Raw genomic sequence first — 15,994 nt, 5'->3', positions numbered from 1 at the left:
GCCGTGTAAAACGAATGCTTTCGCGCTTCGATATGCGTTTTTTGACTATCCAGGCCTGACGCCCCGCAAGCGAAGTCGCCGCTCCTTGCGCGGCTTTTTTCGCATATCCATGCGCGGTTTTCTTCGTGTACGGCGCGTGCCTGGCGGTGCAATATCGGCGTCATCGTCTTTCTGGAATGTCACCCATGTCTAGCGTTTTTCTCCATGCCGCCCGTCCCCAGCCACCTGTGCCGGAACCCCTGCAGGACGCCATCAGCATCGCCACGTCGCTGGCCGCGCGCCTGGCTGAAACGGCCAATGCCCGCGACCAGGCCGGCGGGCACGCTGCGCAGGAACGCGAATGGCTGCGCGAGTCGGGTTTGCTCACCTTGTCGATCCCCGTGGAATTCGGCGGCCAGGGCGCGTCGTGGCCCCTCGTGTACCAGGTGATCCGCATCCTGGCGCGGGCCGACAGCGCACTGGCGCATGTCTTCGGCTTCCACCACCTGCAGCTGGCCGGCCTGCAGCTGTATGGCAGCGCGCAGCAGCAGCGCCGCCTGCTCGCCTTGACGGTCGACGAGCGCCTGTTCTGGGGCAATGCCTTGAATCCCCTCGACAAACGGGTCACCGCGGCCGACAGTGACGACGGTTTCACCCTCGACGGCATCAAGAGCTTTTCTTCCGGTTCCGTGGGGTCGGACTGGCTGACCGTCTCCGCCTGGCATGCGCCCACGCAAACGGCGCTGATCGCCGCCCTGCCCACGCGCCAGGATGGCGTCACCGTGCAGGCGGACTGGGATGCCTTCGGCCAGCGCCAGACGGACAGCGGCAATGTGCATTTCCACGGCGTCGCCCTGCCGCGCGAACTGGTGCTGCAAGCGCCCGCGCAGGCCGCCACGCCGCAAGCCACCGTGCGCTCGCAGATCGCGCAACTGATCATGGCCAACCTCTATCTGGGCATCGCCGAAGGCGCGTTCGAGGCGGCGCGCCGGTACACGGACGAGCAGGCGAAAGCCTGGTTTGCCTCGGGCGTGGCCAAGGCAACGGACGACCCATTGGTGCAGCACCGCTACGGCCAGCTGTGGCTCTTGCTGCGTCCCGCGCAAGTGCTGGCCGACGCGGCGGCGCAGGAACTGGAAAAGGTGTTCCGCAAGGGCGCGCTGGTGACGGCGCGCGAACGGGGCTTGCTGGCCGTGGCCGTGGCCGAAGCCAAGTGCCTGGCGCACAAGGCTGGGCTGGAAATCAGCAGCCAGATGTTCGAACTGACGGGCGCCCGTTCCACCTCGGCCCAGTATGGCTACGACCGTTTCTGGCGCAACGTGCGCGTGCATACCCTGCACGACCCCATCGACTACAAGCTGCGCGACCTGGGACGCTTTGCCTTGACCGGCACGGTGCCCGAACCAACCGCGTATTCATAATTCACCCACCAAGGAGCCACCATGACCATCGCCCGCCGCAGCATCCTCCTCAGCGCCCTGACCCTGGCCTTGACGGCCACCTTCGCCCACGCCAAGGACCCGAAGGACATCACCATCGGCACCAGCGCCGGGCCGTACGCGGACCAGATCAAGCTGGGCATCAAGCCCATCCTGGAAAAGCAGGGCTACAAGGTCAAGCTGGTGGAATTCAACGACTACATCCAGCCGAACTTCGCGCTGGCCGAGGGTTCGCTGGACGCCAACGTCTTCCAGCACATCGTCTACCTGAAGAAATTCGCGCTGGAGCACAAGCTGGCCCTGACGGACCTGATCACGATCCCCACGGCGCCGATTGCCATCTACAGCAAGAAGCACAAGACCCTGGACGACGTGAAGGAAGGCACGACGGTGGGCTTGCCGAACGATCCGACCAACCAGGCACGCGCGCTGGTGCTGCTCGACCAGCTGGGCTGGATCAAGCTGCGCGCCAGCTTCGACCCCGTGCGCGCGTCGGAAAAGGATATCGCCGTCAACACCAGGAAAATCAAGCTGCTGCCGCTGGAAGCGGCACAGCTGCCACGCTCGCTGGGCGACACCGACTACTCCTTCATCAACGGCAATTACGCGCTGGCGTCGGGGCTGAAACTGACGGACGCGCTGGTGGCCGAGAAAATCTCGCCCAACTACATCAACCTGGTAGCCGTGCGCACGGCGGACAAGGACAAGCAGTTCGCAAAAGACCTGGCGGCCGCCTACCGCTCGCGCGAATTCCTCGACATCACGAATAAACACTTTGCCGGCTATTCGAAACCCGACTACCAGCAAGCCTTGCAGACGGCGGCCAAGTAAGCCATGGCAAAGACGATACGCTTCAACGCCTTCCAGATGAATACCGTCGGCCACCAGTCGCCGGGCCTGTGGACGCATGCGCGCGACCGCAGCCACCGCTATACCGATCCGCAGCACTGGACGGAACTGGCGCGGCTGCTAGAAGCGGGTCTGTTCGACGCGGTGTTCCTGGCCGACGTGCTGGGCGTGTATGACGTGTACCGGGGCAGCCTCGATGCGGCCCTGGAACACGGCGTGCAGGTGCCGCTGAACGACCCGCTGGCCCTCGTGCCCATCATGGCGCAGGCGACCACGCACCTGGGTTTCGGCGTCACCTGCGCCCTCACCTATGAACATCCGTACACGTTCGCGCGGCGCATGTCCACCCTCGACCACCTGACTGGCGGGCGCATCGGCTGGAATATCGTCACCGGCTATCTCGATAGCGCGGCGCGCAACCTGGGCCTGGGCCAGCAACTGGGCCACGACGAGCGCTACGACCTGGCCGACGAATACCTCGACGTCGTCTACAAGCTGTGGGAAAAAAGCTGGGACGACGACGCCGTCGTCAACGACAAGACACGCGGCATCTATGCCGATCCGGCCAGAGTCCATCCAATCAACCATGCCGGGCGCCACTACCAGGTGCCCGGCATCCATTTGTGCGAGCCGTCGCCGCAGCGCACGCCCCTGCTGTACCAGGCGGGTACCTCGCCGCGCGGCACGCGCTTCGCGGCGCGCCATGCGGAAGCCACCTTTGTCAGTGGCCCCAGCAAGACGGTTGTGAAACGCTACGCCGACGACCTGCGCGCCGCCGTGCGGCAGGCCGGCCGCGATGGCGACGCGCTGCTGATCTACGCGCAGGCGCTGGTCATCACGGGCGCCACAGAGGAAGAAGCGCGCGCCAAGCATGCCGACTACCTGCGCCACGTGAATATCGAGGCGGCCCTCGTGCTGCTGTCCGGCTGGACGGGCGTCGATTTCAGCCGCTACCCGCTCGACGCCACCATCGACTACATCGATTCCCCGGCCGGCCGCTCGGCGCTGGCCTCGTTCAGCCAGGCCGACCCGAGTCGCACATGGACGGTACGCGAAGCGGCCGAATACATCGGCCTGGGCGGACGCGGCCCGGTGCTGGTGGGCGATGCGCGCCAGGTGGCCGACCAGCTGGAAAACTGGCTCGACGAGACGGGCATCGACGGCTTCAACCTCGCCTTCGCCGTGGCCCACGACAGCATGGCCGACGTGGTGGAACACATCGTGCCGGAACTGCAGCGGCGCGGCCGCTACCGCACCCAATACGAGGAAGGCAGCTTGCGCCACAAGGTCTTCGGCCAGGGCCCCCGCCTGCCCGCCGATCACGCGGGCCGGCAGGTCAGCATCGCACCGGACAGCGCCACCCTGGCCGCCGCATGAATGCCAGGCGGGGCAGTGACAAGCCCTGCCATTCATGTTAGCTTGCCGTGTTAATAATACATGGGCAAGTGCGTGCATTCCTTTTCGTCTCCAGACAAACCAGCTACCCTCCTCGCCTGCGGCGTCCTGGCCGCCAGCCTGCTGTGCGGTGGCCAGGCCGCCGCGCAAAACGACGAGCGGGCCGCGCCGGCCGACACCAGCCAGTCCGTCCACGTCAGCAGCATCCGCAACCCGGAACTCAAGTCCTACCGCGTGATGGCCGCCGGCCTCGATGCCTTTGACGATCACCATGCACTGGCGCCCAGGGCACGCGAAGTGCGCTTCCAGCTGATTCCCGCCCCCGGTGTCGCGGCCGATGCCCTGCGGGACGCAACCTTGCGCATCGTCGGCAACGAGACGGCGATCAGCGTGCCCCTGTCTGCCGATGGCAGCTTTGTGCTGCCCCGCAGCGCGCAAGCCGACAGCGACGACGCGGACCTGGTCACCAACCAGAAAAAAGACCGGTTCCGCTGGCAAGCCAGCGTCCGCAGCGACGACGTACCGCCCGGCATGCGCCGCCTGGGCGACCTGCGCCTGCAGTGCCAGGTCGGCATCGCCATTGCCAAGAAAGAGACGCCCTTCTTGCTACGCACCCTGGTCGCCACCAAGCTGCGCACCACCGACTGGTGCTCCGCCATTGAACTCAAGATGAGCACGTACAGCGATCCGGCCATCGCCAGCGCCACCCTGCTCGATGGCGAGCGCCGCGTCGCGCTGCAGGTGAAAAATGGCGGCACGTCCTTCCTGGCCCCCTTGGGCGACACCCGCTATGCGGACGATACCCTGATAGAACTGGTGTACCTTGATGCCGCCGGTACACCGCCCGCATCCTTGTGACCATTTGCGTCGCGCCCCGTTCCATGTCAGCATATGCCACCCTGGCACCACGGATAAGGATCGCAATGCCCCCCACTCTTACGCGCGCGCTGGCACTGGCGCTGCTGGCAGGCCATGGCTCCCTGGCATTGGCGCAAGCGCCAGTCACGCCGCCGACGCCTGGCTGCGATGTCTGCGCCACCTGGAATGCGGACCAGGCCCCCTTTCGCATCTTCGGCAATACCTATTATGTGGGCGTCAAAGGCCTCAGTTCCGTGCTGGTGACGTCGCCGCAGGGCCACGTGCTGATCGACGGCGGCTTGCCGGAATCGGCGCCCAAGATCAGCGCCAATATCGGCACGCTGGGTTTTCGCATCGAGGACGTCAAGCTGATCCTCAATTCGCACGGCCATATCGACCATGCGGGTGGCCTGGCCGAACTGCAGCAGCGCAGCAATGCGCTGGTGGCCGCCAGCCCGTCGGCGGCGCTGGACCTGGCGTCGGGCGAAGTGGGGCCGGACGACCCGCAATACCACGCGCTGCCCAAGTACCCGCCCGTCAAGGACATGCGCCTGGCGCGCGACGGCGGCCGGTTCAACGTCGGTCCCGTCAACCTGACGGCGCACGCCACGCCGGGCCACACGCCCGGAGGCTTGAGCTGGACGTGGCAATCGTGCGACGGCCCCCGCTGCCTGAACATGGTCTACGCGGACAGCCTCAACGCCGTCTCGCGTCCCGGTTTCAAGTTCAGCGCCAGCAGCGAATATCCGAACGCGGTGGCGGACTTGCGCCGCAGCTTCGAGACCCTGGAAAAACTGCCTTGCGACGTGCTGATCTCCGCCCACCCGGAGGCGTCGCAGCTGTGGGAGCGGCTGGAAGCGAGTGCCACGGCCGGCAGCGAGGCGTTCATCGACCCGCAGGCCTGCCGCGCCTACGTGGCGACGGCGCGCACCGTGCTCGAGGCGCGCCTGGAGCAGGAACGGTAGGCTTGTCAACCGTGCACGCTGGCGTGGCGCCGATCTGCTACGCTGGCGCCATTCATTTAAAGAAGGAACCGCCATGTTCAAACTCGCCAGCCTAATTCCCCTCGCCGCCATCGTCGCCATCACTGCCGGCTGCGCGCAAACGCCGGTGCGCAGCGACGCTGCCGCCGCTGCGCCAGGCGCCACCTCGCCCGCCAAGCCGGCACCGAAGCTGACGGGCACGCAGTGGAAGCTGATGGAATTGAAGGGCAAGCCAGTGGTGCGCAAGGCGCCCGAACAGCGCGAAGTGACCCTGCTGCTGGCTGAAGGCCGCGCCAGCGGCAACAGCGGCTGCAACCAGATGATGGGCGGCTACACCAGCGATGGCGTCAGCACCCTGAACTTTGGACAGATGGCCGGCACCATGATGATGTGCCAGCCGCAGGACATGGACCTGGAACGCCTGCTGCTGACCACCCTGGGCGAAGTCAATGGCTACCGCTACGCCGACCAGGAATTGCTGCTGCTGAAGGATGGCGTGCCCGTGGCGCGCTATGAAGCGCTGACGGTGAAGTAAAACCCGCACTCCCGCATGTGAAGAGTGCCCGAAAAACGTTCAGGGCAAGGCGCAGCGCCGCAGGCAGTACGCTAGTACGCCAAGGCGCTGCAACGCCGTCATGGACGTTTTCTCGGCCACTATTCAGTCGTTGCGCATCTGCGCCTGCGATACATTACTGTTCGCTGGCACGCTCTGCGTCAGCCACACATTCCCCCCGATAGTCGATCCCGCGCCGATGGTGATGCGCCCCAGCACGGTCGCGCCCGCGTATATCACCACGTCGTCCTCGACGATGGGGTGGCGCGGCGTGCCCTTGATCAGCGCGCCGGAAGCATCGGCGGGAAAACGCTTGGCGCCCAGGGTGACGGCCTGATACAGGCGCACGCGCTGGCCGATGATGGCCGTCTCGCCGATCACCACGCCCGTGCCGTGGTCGATGAAGAAGGAGGCGCCGATGTGCGCGCCCGGGTGGATGTCGATGCCCGTCAGGGTGTGCGCGATGTCGGCGATCAGGCGCGCCAGGAACGGTGCGCCGAGCGCGTGCAGGCGGTGCGCCAGGCGGTGGTACAGGATGGCGATGGTGCCCGGGTAGCACAGCATGATCTCGGCCACCGAGGTGGCGGCCGGGTCGCCCGCATACGCGGCCTGCACGTCCGACACCAGCAGGGCGCGGATATCGGGCAGGCTGGCGGCGAATGCGCGGGTGATGTCGCGCGCCTGCTGCGCCAAGGCCGCGTCGTCGCTGGCGGCATCCCCCTCATCGCCGGCCGGCACTGAGAACAGCAAGCCGCGCCGCACCTGTTCGCTGAGGCGGTTCAGGGTGGTGTTAAGGGTGTCGCCGACAAAATAATCGATGCTTTCGTCCGTCAGGTTGGGCCGCCCGTAATGCGTGGGGAACAGGGCCGCCGACAGGCCGTTGACGATGGTGGTGAGGGCTTCGCGCGACGGCAGTTCGCGCACCCTGCCGTTATGGCGGATCTTGTGCTTGTCTTCGCGCGAGCTGCGCAAGGCCTGGATCACGGGCCCCAGATTCCACTGGGCCGTGTCGTCGGCGGGCGCCGCGGGATAAATACTGTGCATGGCGTATCACTTCCAGAAAATGGCAAACAAGCCGGGTCGCCCAAGCATAGCGGTGGCGACAAGCGATGCAAACGAAGAATTTCAAGATTCCATATGCGAAAAACACATATGAATGACAAACAAGGCCGGCGCCAAACCCGATTGCGTCCACTAGCGTAAAATGACGGGCTAACAAAAACACTCTTCAACATGACTAAATTATTAACATGGATTTTGGCGGGCCTGGCGATGGTCGGACCGCTTGCAATTGACACCTATCTGCCGTCGTTCCCCGCCATCGTGCAAGATTTCAATGCCAGCCCCCTGCTGGTGCAGCAAACCCTGAGCTTTTTCCTGTTCACGTTCGCCTTCATGATGCTGTTTTACGGCACGCTGTCCGACTCGTTCGGCCGCCGTCCCGTGATTCTCGTCTCGCTGGTGCTGTATGTGATCGCCTCCGTGGGCGCCGCGCTGGCGCCGTCGCTGGGCTGGCTGCTGGCCTGGCGCGTGCTGCAGGGACTTTCGGCGGGCGCCGGTTCCGTGATCGGGCGCGCCATCGTGCAAGACCGCTATTCGGGCGCCGCCGCGCAAAAAATCCTCTCGCACATCATGATGGTGTTCGCGCTGGCGCCGGCCATCGCCCCCGTGCTGGGCGGCTGGCTGCAAGTGGGCCTGGGCTGGCGCTGGATCTTCTGGTTCCTGACGGCGTTTGGCGTGCTGATGTTCGTCGTCGTCTGGCGCGCGCTGCCGGAAAGCTTGCCGAAGGAGCAGCGCCACGCCTTCCACCTGGGCGATATCGCCGTCAATTACTGGAAAGTGCTGTGCCACCGCCAGTTCCTGCTGCTGTCGACAGCCATCGGCGCCGCCTTTGGCGGCTTCGCCTTGTACATCGGTTCGGCCGCCTACTTCATCATCAACATCCTGCACCTGCCGGAAACGGCATTTGCCTGGCTGTTCATTCCCCTGATCAGCGGCATGGTGTTCGGTTCGGCCCTGTCGGCGAAGATCGCCCACCGCTACAGCCAGCGCCAGATGATCTGGGCCGGCTTTATCCTGATGCTGGTGGCGGCTGCAGCCAACATCGGCTACAACTATGTCTTCGCCGCCGAAGTGCCGTGGGCCGTGCTGCCGCTGTTCTTCTACTCGTTCGCCCTGTCGATCGCCATGCCGCCGATGACCCTGATGGCCCTGAACCACTTCCCCAACAACAGCGGCCTGGCATCGTCGATGCAGTCGTTCATCCAGATGCTGCTGTTCGCGCTGGTCTCGGGCCTGGTGGCGCCGCTGCTGTTCGACAGCGCCTTGAATCTGGCGTATGGCGTGATGGCGGGATTGCTGGTGAGTTTGGTTTGCTGGGTGTTTGCGCAGGGTAAGGCAGAAACGTAGGTCGGATTAGCGCGCAAGCGCGTAATCCGACAACATTGTTGGCGGGTGACGTCGGATTACGCGCAAGCGCTAATCCGACCTACGGCCACGGTGCCGGCGTCACATCCTGGTATTGCGCCCCGCCCTGCTCCGGTTCCGCTTCATTCCGCTGCACAGGCTGGTTCAAGGAACCGGCCGGCGAACGCAGACTCAAGATTTCCTTGCGCGCCTCGACGAAGTCGGCGGAACTCAAGGGGTTGTGCTGGTCAGGCCAGTGGCTGACGGCCCACTCCTGCAAGGCTTCAAAGCGCCGCCACAGTTCGGCGACGAATTCGCGGCGCGTCTCTTCCAGCTGTTCCGGAGTCTTTTCAATTGCTTCGCTAATATTGACTTCCATGGCCGTTCCCTCGCTGACAAGTTATTTTGCCAGCCTACCCAGGGACCAGCCAGGCGTCTGTTCGCGAACGAACACAGGATTTATTCGGGCATCTTGCGAAAGCCCACGGCCAGGCGGTTCCAGGTATTGATGGAGCCGATGGCCAGGGTCACGTTGACCATTTCCGCCGGCGTCAATTGTTCCGCCAGCGCCGCATAGTCTGCGTCGGGAGCATGGTTCTGCGGCAGCAGGGTCAGCGCCTCCGTCCAGGCCAGAACGGCCCGCTCGCGCGGAGTGAAGAACGGCGTTTCGCGCCAGACGGACACGGCATACAGGCGACGTTCCGTTTCGCCGGCCTTGCGCGCGTCGCTCGTGTGCATGTCCACGCAATAGGCGCAGCCGTTGATTTGCGAGGCGCGCAGGCGGATCAGCTCGAGCAGCGAGTGTTCCACGCCCAGCTTGGCGATCGCCGCTTCCAGCGCGTACATGGCCTTGACGGCGTCCGGCGAAGCTTGTGTGAAGTCGAGTCGTTGCTGTGTCATGATGCATTCCTTGATAGAGTAAAGATGCACTATTGTAGAAGCGCAAGCAGTACGCGCGGCAGGCCAATCCCCCCGAAAAACAGCAGACCACCAGCAGACACACCATGGAATTACATATCCTGATCGACGGCACGCGCGACCTGGGCGGCCAGCTGTACCGCCAGCTCAGCGAAGCCATCCGCTCGGGCCGGCTGACGGACGGCCAGCAATTGCCGCCCTCACGCCTGCTGGCCAGCCAGCTGGGGCTGTCGCGCAAGACGGTCTCCGACGTGTATGACAAGCTCGGTTATGAAAAGCTGCTGGTCGGCAAAGTGGGCGTGGGCAGCTTCGTGCAGACGCCGCACGCCTCGCCGCAGCGCCGCCACGCCAGCACGCCGCTGGCCAGCGCGCAGCGCATCGCCCGCTGGGAAGCGACACCCACGCCCCTGCGCCGTGCCAGCCAGGAAGAGCCCGCGCGCTATGCCTTCATCGGCGGCCGCGCCACGCCCGCGCACTTCCCGCAGGATGAATGGCGCGCCTGCATGCTGCACGCGCTGCGCCAGGGTGGACAGGCGCGCGGCCGCTATGCGCCTGTCGCCGGCTTGCCATCCTTGCGCGCGGCGATTGCCGGCCATGCCGCCTTCAGCCGCGGTATCCATTGCACCGAGGAACAAGTGCTCGTCACCAGCGGCGCGCAGCAAGCCTTGCACCTGCTGGCGCTGACCTTGCTGGAGCCCGGTGACACGGTTGCCGTGGAAGAACCCGGCTACCCGGTGGCGCGCGCCGTGTTCGCCAGCCAGGGCGCCCGCGTGGTGGGCATCGAAGTGGACGAGGATGGCCTCATCGTCGGGCAGATTCCCGACGGTACGCGCTTGATCTATGTCACGCCCGCGCATCAATTTCCGCTGGGCATGCCGATGAGCATGGCGCGACGCCATGCCTTGCTGGAGCGGGCCCAGCAACTGGGTGCCATCATCATCGAGGACGACTACGACAGCGCCTTCCGCTACGAAGGCCGGCCCGAGGATTCCCTGCAAAGCATGGACCGCTATGGCGTCGTGGCCCATGTGGGCAGCTTTTCCAAGATCATGCTGCCGGAATTGCGGCTCGGCTATGCAGTGCTGCCGCAAGCCATCGTGGCCGCCGTGGAAACGGTGAAATACCTGAGCGATTGCCATACGGCCAGCCTGGGCCAGCATGCGCTGGCCAAGTTCATCGGCGACGGCCATTTGCTGCGCCACATACGCCGCTGCCACGACATTTATGCGGGCCGCCGCGAGCGGCTGCAGCACTGGTTCAACGGCCCGTTGGCGCCGTGGTTCCGCCTCGTGCCGGCCAGCGCCGGCTTCCACGTGGCGGCCCTGGCCCAGGCGCCGCTCGACATCGCCGAATTGCTGCGCCGCGCGCGCCTGGCGGACATCAGCCTGTATGCGCTATCGGGCTTTTACCATGGCGTGGCGCGTCACGAAGGCCTGTTCCTCGGCTATGGCGCCATCGACAAGCTCGATATCGATACGGCGCTGGCCCAGGTGCTGGCGATCCTGCAGGAAATAGCACCGCTGGCCGTCAACGGGGCTGCCAGCGATAATGTCCCGTGATGGGATAGCTGAACAAAATATTTTCCTCGCGCGCACCCTCGCCGATGTTGTGGATGATGAGCGGCACGCCGCTCCATGACTGCTTGTCGCTGACGATGCCGATGTGCGTGAGGTTGCGCGGCAGGCGCCAGGTGACGATGTCGCCCGCGCGGTAAGCGTTCGCTTCCTTGCTTGGCGACAGGCTGGTGCCGTGGCGGGCAAAGTACGTGCCCAGGTTCGGCACGCGGCGGTGGTCAATATTGCGGTCCGGCCCCTTCATTTGCCAGCGTCCCTGCTGCTGGTACACCTGCCACGCCTTGCGCATGTCTTCGTGCACCAGCACCTGCAAATCCTGCCCCAGCTGGCGGTAGGCGCGCACGACCACGTCCGTGCACACGCCCCGCTCTATCGGCACGTCGCCGCCCGGATAGGCGAGCCGTTCGTAGCGCGGGTCGTACTGCAGGGTCACGCCCACCTGCTTGCGGGCGGCGACGACGAGGGCTTGCGGGGTGGCAGGGATGGCCGACGCCAGCATGGGCGCCAGGGCAAGCATCAGGATGGGGAGCAGTTTGGTCGGCATCAACGTCAATGGTCGGATGAAAATGCCAACTTTACCGCAGCGGCAAGGAAAACGCCGTACGCTTAGACGCCGGCCAGCTGCGCCAGGTGGCCAGGAAAATCCACGGCCGGGCCGGCCGCATTGATGGTATCGAAATAATCATGCCAGCCCGTAGCGGCGATGCCGGCCAGCAAGGCGTTCAGTGCCGCCTCGTCCGGGAAGCGCCAGACGGCATAGAATTGCTGGGCAGCCGCATGCAGCTTGCCGCCATCGATGGCGCCCATGGCCAGCGCTTCGGCGCCCGTGCCGGACAAGACCGCCATGCCGGCGCCCACCGTATCGAAATACGCCTGGCGCGCGGCGCCATCGAGGGCCAGCCAGGCCGGTTTCGGACTGTACAGTTCTAACAGGTAATGCATGTTTTCTCCTTCAGTGATCCATCGTCAGGCCAGCGAGCGCTGGGCGCGCTTGCAGATGCGTTGCGTGGCGGCATTGGCACTTTCCAGCAGCCATTGCGCACACAGGCTGCGTACCCAGTCGGGCCGGCTCTTGGCCGCATCGTTGAGCCAATTGGCCACGGAATCCTGCACGTAGACGGCCGGGTCAGCGCGCAAGGCGTGCAACACGGGCAAGGCCAGCTGTGGCTGTTCTTTTAGCTGGGCGATATGCGCGCACCAGACGCCGCGCGGGCGCAGCGCTTCGCAGGCGAAACGGCGGACTCTTTCCGACGGGTCCGACGTCCACGGCGCCAGCAAGCGAATGGCGTCGTCAAGATGCGCCGCCAGATGGGGCCGCAGGGCCAGCCATGCCCATTCGCGCACGCCGAAGTGGCCATCGTCGGCCAGCGGCCGCATGGCGGCCAGCTGTTGCGGCAAGGTCCAGCCAGCCTGGGCGGCGATGGCAAAGCAGACCCAGCCTCGTACCGTGTCGGAAACATGCGCTAGCAATGGCGCCAAGTCAACTTGTGCGTCGAGCAGCAATTGCGCCGCCAGCGCCATGCGTTTGGTGATGCCGGCTGCGGCCTGCGCGCGCATCTGCTCCAGCCGGGCCGCGCCGATAGCGGGCACAGCCGCCGCCAGCAGCTGGGCGAAATCGATGGCCAGCCCTTCCGTCAGGGTGGTGCTGGCCACGCTTCCCCCGTTCAGCAGCGCCAGGCGCGCGGGAGCGATGTCGGCGACGCCACGACTCATGCGGCACCTCGGTCCGTCTTGCGCCAGGCTTTTTCCAGCAGCGCGCTCAACAACTGCATTTCTTCCGGCGTGAAATCGGCAAACAGGCTGGCGATCCATTGCGCGTGCTCATCGACCAGGGTGGCTGCGGCCATTTCTCCCTTGGCACTCAGGCGCACCAGCAGCTTGCGCCGGTCGACCTGGTCCGCGTGGCGCGCCAGGAACCCATCGCGTTCCAGGCCGTCGAGCAAGCCCGTGATGGTGCCGCGCGTCACGCCGGCCCGCTCGGCCAGTTCGTGCGGCGACAGTCCGCCGGGCACGTCGCGCAGCAGGGCCAGCAAGACAAACTTGCCTTCCGACAAACCATGCCGGCCCAGGCGCACGGCGCAATCGCCATCGATGGCGGAGGCCAGGCCCAGCACTTCAAAGCACAGGCGCAACTGACCGATGGAGCGCGTCATGTCGAGACCGCTGGCGCGCCGCTGCACGTCGCCCAGCAGGGCCGTATATTTCTGTTCGAGTTTTATCATATGGCGCAATATAATATGGCACCATATAAAATGTCAAATGGAAAACCTGCGATGGTTTTCCTGCCGGCTCAAAGGCGGGCTTTGTCCCGCGCCCAGGCGATGATAGCATTCGCATCGATGGCACCGGGCTGGCGCGCCACTTCCACGCCACGCATAAACAGGGCCAGGGTGGGAATGCTGCGGATATTGAAACGGCTGCCCAGGTCCGGCGACGCTTCCGTATTCACCTTGACGATGCGAAATGCGGGTTCCAGGGTCTTGGCGGCCTGCACATAGAATGGCGCCATGCTGCGGCAGGGACCGCACCACGGCGCCCAGAAGTCGACCAGCACGGGAATGTCGCTGCGTTCGATATGCTTGAGGAAACGGGCACTGGCCAGGTCCACGGGCTGGCCCGTAAATAAATCCTTCTGGCACTTGCCGCACGTGGGCTGCTCAATCAGGCGGGCTGCCGGCAGGCGGTTGACGGCGTCGCAATGGGGGCACACGATGTGCAGGGAGTCTGGCGGGGTCGAGGTCATGGCATTCCAGGAAAGCGTAGTGTCAAGTTGATGGACATTTTACGGTGTATCGTACAACGCCGCCGGCACGCTGGCGGCACTTATCCGCAGAGTCCACTATAGTGTGCTGGAACGGCGCGCACATTGCCGGGCCGGCCAAGGAAAACAATGCCTGATGTCGCAGAAAACATGGAATTGAAGAACACCAAGCTGGCTACCGCCCTGCGCTTGCAGCGCGCGGCCTGCCTGGCCCACCCCGTGCCGACCCTGCCCGAGCGCCAACGCGACCTGCAGACTCTGCAGCGCTTTATCCGCGAGCATAAAGATGCGCTATGCGAAGCGATCAGTGCCGATTATGGCAACCGCTCCCGGCACGAAACCTTGCTGGCTGAGATTTTTCCCACCATCGACGGCATAGCCCATGTATTAAAACACTTGAAAAAATGGATGCGGCCGCAGCGCCGCGGCGTGGACTGGCGCAGCTTTCCTGGCGCCCGCAACCGCGTGATGCCCCAGCCGCTGGGCGTGGTGGGCGTCATCGTGCCGTGGAATTTTCCCGTGAACCTGAGCCTGGTGCCCTTGACCTATATTTTCGCCGCCGGCAACCGCGCCATGGTCAAGATGAGCGAAAACTCGCGCCACCTGGCGCGGCTGCTGATCGACACCATGCCCGCCTACTTTCCGCCAGAAAAGCTGCAGTTTTTTGACGAGACGGGCGGCGTGGGTATGGAATTTTCACAATTGCCGTTCGACCACCTGCTGTTTACGGGTTCCGGCCAGACGGGCCGCGCCGTCATGGCGGCGGCCGCGCGCAATCTATGCCCCGTCACCCTGGAGCTGGGCGGCAAGGCGCCGGCCATCGTCTGCGCCGATTTCGACGTGCGCACGGCAGCCGAGCGCATCCTGTTCGTCAAGTACCTGAACGCGGGGCAAATCTGCACCAGCGTCGACCACGCCTGGCTGCCCGAAGCCAGCATCGCCGCCTTCGTCGCGCATGCGCGCGACATCGTGCCCACGCGCTACCCGCGGCTGGACACGCCCGACTACACCTCCATCATCGACGAGGCCGCCTTTGAGCGCCTGCTGCTGGCGCTCGACGAGGCGCGGGAACGGGGCGCGCAAGTGATTTCGCTGTTGCCGGGCCCAGCGTACGACCGGGTCACGCGCAAGATCGCGCCGCACATCGTGCTCGACGCGCCCGAAGATTGCCTGTTGCTGACGCGGGAAATCTTCGGTCCCATCCTGCCGCTGCGCGGCTATGCGAACCTTGACACCGTGATCGACAGCATCAACGCGGGTCCGCGCCCGTTGGCCATCTATCCGTTCAGCAAGCAGGCAGACACGGTGCAGCTGCTGATCGACCGCGTGATGTCGGGCGGCGTGTCCGTCAACGACGCCCTCTTCCACGTGGGCCAGCACGATCTGCCCTTCGGGGGCGTGGGAGAATCGGGCATGGGCCACTACCATGGCGTGGAAGGTTTCCACACCTTCAGCAAGCTGCGGCCCGTGTTTTACCAGGCCCGCTACAGTGTGCTGAAACTGCTGTGGCCACCGTATGGCAAGCTGGCCAGCCGCGTGCTGGCCTTCCTGACGCGTTGAGGCTTTACAGGAACAGCGAGGCGGCGATGGCCCACATGACGAGAGCGATGATGCCGTCGAGCACGCGCCAGGCCATGGGCTTGGCAAACACGGGCGCCAGGTAGCGGGCGCCAAAGCCCAGCAGGAAGAACCACAGGGCCGAAGCCATGATGGCGCCGCCGGCGAAGTAGAAGCGTCCCACGCCTTCATGCTGGCCGCCGATCGAGCCGAGCAGGATGACCGTATCGAGGAAGGCGTGCGGGTTCAGCAGGCTGAACGCCAGTGCCGCGCCGATCACGGCCCAGTAGCCTTCGGGCGACTTGGCGGCCGACACCGTCAGGGCCGTTGGGCGCCAGGCCGACTTGGCGGCACGCAAGCCATACGCGATCAGGAAGGTGGCGCCGCCGGCCTTGGCCCACAGCAGGAAATTGGGATTGTCGGCAATGAATGTGCCCATGCCGGCCACGCCGGCCGTGATCAGGATGGCGTCGCACACCAGGCAGACCAGAATGCAGGTGAGCACGTAATGGCGCTTCAAGCCCTGCTTGAGCAAGAAAGCGTTTTGCGTGCCGATGGCCACGATCAGGCTCGCTCCGAGCCCCATGCCTTTCAAGAAGATTGCGCTGTCCATATCGATTCCTTTATTGCTTTCCATCACGCGCACGGCCGCCCACGCTCTGCCGGCAACGGCAAAGTCATCAAAGGTAGGTGGAGGGTGTAGCGGTACCAGCAGGACCGCG

18 protein-coding genes are annotated in these 15,994 nt (G+C 65.0%); 9 read left to right on the top strand and 9 right to left on the bottom strand.

The window, feature by feature from the left end; genetic code table 11:
* The first annotated feature begins 185 nt into the window (after positions 1-185).
* From U0004_RS11725 to U0004_RS11700, 6 genes are all read left to right on the top strand, one after another.
* Positions 186-1,400 carry an acyl-CoA dehydrogenase family protein gene (locus tag U0004_RS11725; protein WP_070259115.1) on the top strand — a complete coding sequence of 405 codons (1,215 nt, stop codon included), beginning with the start codon at positions 186-188 and terminating at the stop codon, positions 1,398-1,400.
* A gap of 21 nt (positions 1,401-1,421) precedes the next feature.
* Entirely contained in the window at positions 1,422-2,249 is an 828-nt protein-coding gene (locus U0004_RS11720; RefSeq protein WP_070259117.1) for a MetQ/NlpA family ABC transporter substrate-binding protein, read from the top strand.
* A 3-nt stretch (positions 2,250-2,252) separates the two neighbouring features.
* The gene (locus tag U0004_RS11715; RefSeq protein ID WP_070259119.1) at positions 2,253-3,644 is read left to right on the top strand and encodes an LLM class flavin-dependent oxidoreductase; all 1,392 of its coding nucleotides are present in this window, start codon (positions 2,253-2,255) and stop codon (positions 3,642-3,644) included.
* A 72-nt stretch (positions 3,645-3,716) separates the two neighbouring features.
* Positions 3,717-4,520, top strand: coding sequence for a hypothetical protein (locus tag U0004_RS11710; RefSeq protein ID WP_147284978.1), 804 nt, complete (start codon positions 3,717-3,719; stop codon positions 4,518-4,520).
* Positions 4,521-4,585: 65 nt separating this feature from the next.
* Positions 4,586-5,485: a subclass B3 metallo-beta-lactamase gene (gene bla, locus U0004_RS11705; RefSeq protein WP_070259123.1), complete on the top strand. Its 900-nt coding sequence runs from the start codon at positions 4,586-4,588 to the stop codon at positions 5,483-5,485.
* Positions 5,486-5,558: 73 nt separating this feature from the next.
* The gene (locus U0004_RS11700; RefSeq protein ID WP_070259125.1) at positions 5,559-6,038 is read left to right on the top strand and encodes an META domain-containing protein; all 480 of its coding nucleotides are present in this window, start codon (positions 5,559-5,561) and stop codon (positions 6,036-6,038) included.
* Positions 6,039-6,161: 123 nt separating this feature from the next.
* Here U0004_RS11700 and epsC read toward each other — a convergent pair whose 3' ends face one another.
* Positions 6,162-7,100 (bottom strand): serine O-acetyltransferase EpsC, encoded by a 939-nt coding sequence (gene epsC, locus U0004_RS11695; RefSeq protein WP_052140419.1) that lies wholly within the window; start codon positions 7,098-7,100, stop codon positions 6,162-6,164.
* Positions 7,101-7,289: 189 nt separating this feature from the next.
* Here epsC and U0004_RS11690 point away from each other — a divergent pair, with 189 nt between their 5' ends.
* Positions 7,290-8,465 (top strand): multidrug effflux MFS transporter, encoded by a 1,176-nt coding sequence (locus U0004_RS11690; protein WP_070259127.1) that lies wholly within the window; start codon positions 7,290-7,292, stop codon positions 8,463-8,465.
* Between the two features lie 79 nt (positions 8,466-8,544).
* Here U0004_RS11690 and U0004_RS11685 read toward each other — a convergent pair whose 3' ends face one another.
* Together U0004_RS11685 and U0004_RS11680 are read right to left on the bottom strand one after the other, a co-directional pair.
* Positions 8,545-8,841: a hypothetical protein gene (locus U0004_RS11685; protein WP_070259129.1), complete on the bottom strand. Its 297-nt coding sequence runs from the start codon at positions 8,839-8,841 to the stop codon at positions 8,545-8,547.
* An 80-nt stretch (positions 8,842-8,921) separates the two neighbouring features.
* Complete coding sequence (locus tag U0004_RS11680; RefSeq protein ID WP_070259131.1) at positions 8,922-9,362, bottom strand: carboxymuconolactone decarboxylase family protein; 441 nt, start codon at positions 9,360-9,362, stop codon at positions 8,922-8,924.
* A gap of 104 nt (positions 9,363-9,466) precedes the next feature.
* Between U0004_RS11680 and pdxR the strand changes: the two genes are divergently transcribed.
* Positions 9,467-10,939 carry a MocR-like pyridoxine biosynthesis transcription factor PdxR gene (gene pdxR, locus U0004_RS11675; RefSeq protein ID WP_052140421.1) on the top strand — a complete coding sequence of 491 codons (1,473 nt, stop codon included), beginning with the start codon at positions 9,467-9,469 and terminating at the stop codon, positions 10,937-10,939.
* Here the strand turns inward: pdxR and U0004_RS11670 are convergent.
* From U0004_RS11670 to trxC, 5 genes are all read right to left on the bottom strand, one after another.
* Positions 10,908-11,498 (bottom strand): DUF1287 domain-containing protein, encoded by a 591-nt coding sequence (locus U0004_RS11670; protein ID WP_070259133.1) that lies wholly within the window; start codon positions 11,496-11,498, stop codon positions 10,908-10,910. The two genes, pdxR and U0004_RS11670, sit on opposite strands and share 32 nt — an antisense overlap.
* Before the next feature lie 62 nt (positions 11,499-11,560).
* Entirely contained in the window at positions 11,561-11,896 is a 336-nt protein-coding gene (locus U0004_RS11665) for a DUF6616 family protein (RefSeq protein WP_070259136.1), read from the bottom strand.
* A 24-nt stretch (positions 11,897-11,920) separates the two neighbouring features.
* Positions 11,921-12,667 carry a DNA alkylation repair protein gene (locus U0004_RS11660; RefSeq protein WP_070259138.1) on the bottom strand — a complete coding sequence of 249 codons (747 nt, stop codon included), beginning with the start codon at positions 12,665-12,667 and terminating at the stop codon, positions 11,921-11,923.
* A complete protein-coding gene (locus tag U0004_RS11655) occupies positions 12,664-13,173 on the bottom strand; it encodes a MarR family winged helix-turn-helix transcriptional regulator (RefSeq protein ID WP_217495268.1) in 510 nt (169 codons plus the stop codon). Before U0004_RS11655 ends, U0004_RS11660 begins: the two co-directional genes overlap by 4 nt.
* Before the next feature lie 71 nt (positions 13,174-13,244).
* On the bottom strand, positions 13,245-13,697 hold the full coding sequence (gene trxC / locus U0004_RS11650) for a thioredoxin TrxC (protein WP_070259142.1): 453 nt from the start codon (positions 13,695-13,697) through the stop codon (positions 13,245-13,247).
* Between the two features lie 147 nt (positions 13,698-13,844).
* Here trxC and U0004_RS11645 point away from each other — a divergent pair, with 147 nt between their 5' ends.
* A complete protein-coding gene (locus U0004_RS11645) occupies positions 13,845-15,275 on the top strand; it encodes a coniferyl aldehyde dehydrogenase (RefSeq protein ID WP_070259144.1) in 1,431 nt (476 codons plus the stop codon).
* A gap of 4 nt (positions 15,276-15,279) precedes the next feature.
* On the opposite strand, the gene U0004_RS11640 is transcribed toward U0004_RS11645, so the two are convergent.
* Entirely contained in the window at positions 15,280-15,885 is a 606-nt protein-coding gene (locus U0004_RS11640; protein WP_034785705.1) for a LysE/ArgO family amino acid transporter, read from the bottom strand.
* Positions 15,886-15,994 lie beyond the last annotated feature (109 nt).

The organism is Janthinobacterium lividum (assembly GCF_034424625.1).
In the GTDB taxonomy this organism is placed as follows: domain Bacteria; phylum Pseudomonadota; class Gammaproteobacteria; order Burkholderiales; family Burkholderiaceae_D; genus Janthinobacterium; species Janthinobacterium lividum.
Note: the sequence above shows the minus strand (reverse complement) of the source record. Positions and strands in the feature narration are given on the sequence as shown.

Excerpts from the sequence above, each read along its gene's own strand:
- U0004_RS11670 (WP_070259133.1), bottom strand. The coding sequence starts at position 11,498 with ATGCCGACCAAACTGCTCCCCATCCTGATGCTTGCCCTGGCGCCCATG.
- U0004_RS11690 (WP_070259127.1), top strand. The coding sequence starts at position 7,290 with ATGACTAAATTATTAACATGGATTTTGGCGGGCCTGGCGATGGTCGGA.
- bla (WP_070259123.1), top strand. The coding sequence starts at position 4,586 with ATGCCCCCCACTCTTACGCGCGCGCTGGCACTGGCGCTGCTGGCAGGC.
- U0004_RS11665 (WP_070259136.1), bottom strand. The coding sequence starts at position 11,896 with ATGCATTACCTGTTAGAACTGTACAGTCCGAAACCGGCCTGGCTGGCC.
- U0004_RS11660 (WP_070259138.1), bottom strand. The coding sequence starts at position 12,667 with ATGAGTCGTGGCGTCGCCGACATCGCTCCCGCGCGCCTGGCGCTGCTG.
- trxC (WP_070259142.1), bottom strand. The coding sequence starts at position 13,697 with ATGACCTCGACCCCGCCAGACTCCCTGCACATCGTGTGCCCCCATTGC.
- U0004_RS11725 (WP_070259115.1), top strand. The coding sequence starts at position 186 with ATGTCTAGCGTTTTTCTCCATGCCGCCCGTCCCCAGCCACCTGTGCCG.
- U0004_RS11685 (WP_070259129.1), bottom strand. The coding sequence starts at position 8,841 with ATGGAAGTCAATATTAGCGAAGCAATTGAAAAGACTCCGGAACAGCTG.
- U0004_RS11680 (WP_070259131.1), bottom strand. The coding sequence starts at position 9,362 with ATGACACAGCAACGACTCGACTTCACACAAGCTTCGCCGGACGCCGTC.
- U0004_RS11715 (WP_070259119.1), top strand. The coding sequence starts at position 2,253 with ATGGCAAAGACGATACGCTTCAACGCCTTCCAGATGAATACCGTCGGC.
- U0004_RS11640 (WP_034785705.1), bottom strand. The coding sequence starts at position 15,885 with ATGGACAGCGCAATCTTCTTGAAAGGCATGGGGCTCGGAGCGAGCCTG.
- pdxR (WP_052140421.1), top strand. The coding sequence starts at position 9,467 with ATGGAATTACATATCCTGATCGACGGCACGCGCGACCTGGGCGGCCAG.
- U0004_RS11700 (WP_070259125.1), top strand. The coding sequence starts at position 5,559 with ATGTTCAAACTCGCCAGCCTAATTCCCCTCGCCGCCATCGTCGCCATC.
- U0004_RS11720 (WP_070259117.1), top strand. The coding sequence starts at position 1,422 with ATGACCATCGCCCGCCGCAGCATCCTCCTCAGCGCCCTGACCCTGGCC.
- U0004_RS11645 (WP_070259144.1), top strand. The coding sequence starts at position 13,845 with ATGCCTGATGTCGCAGAAAACATGGAATTGAAGAACACCAAGCTGGCT.
- epsC (WP_052140419.1), bottom strand. The coding sequence starts at position 7,100 with ATGCACAGTATTTATCCCGCGGCGCCCGCCGACGACACGGCCCAGTGG.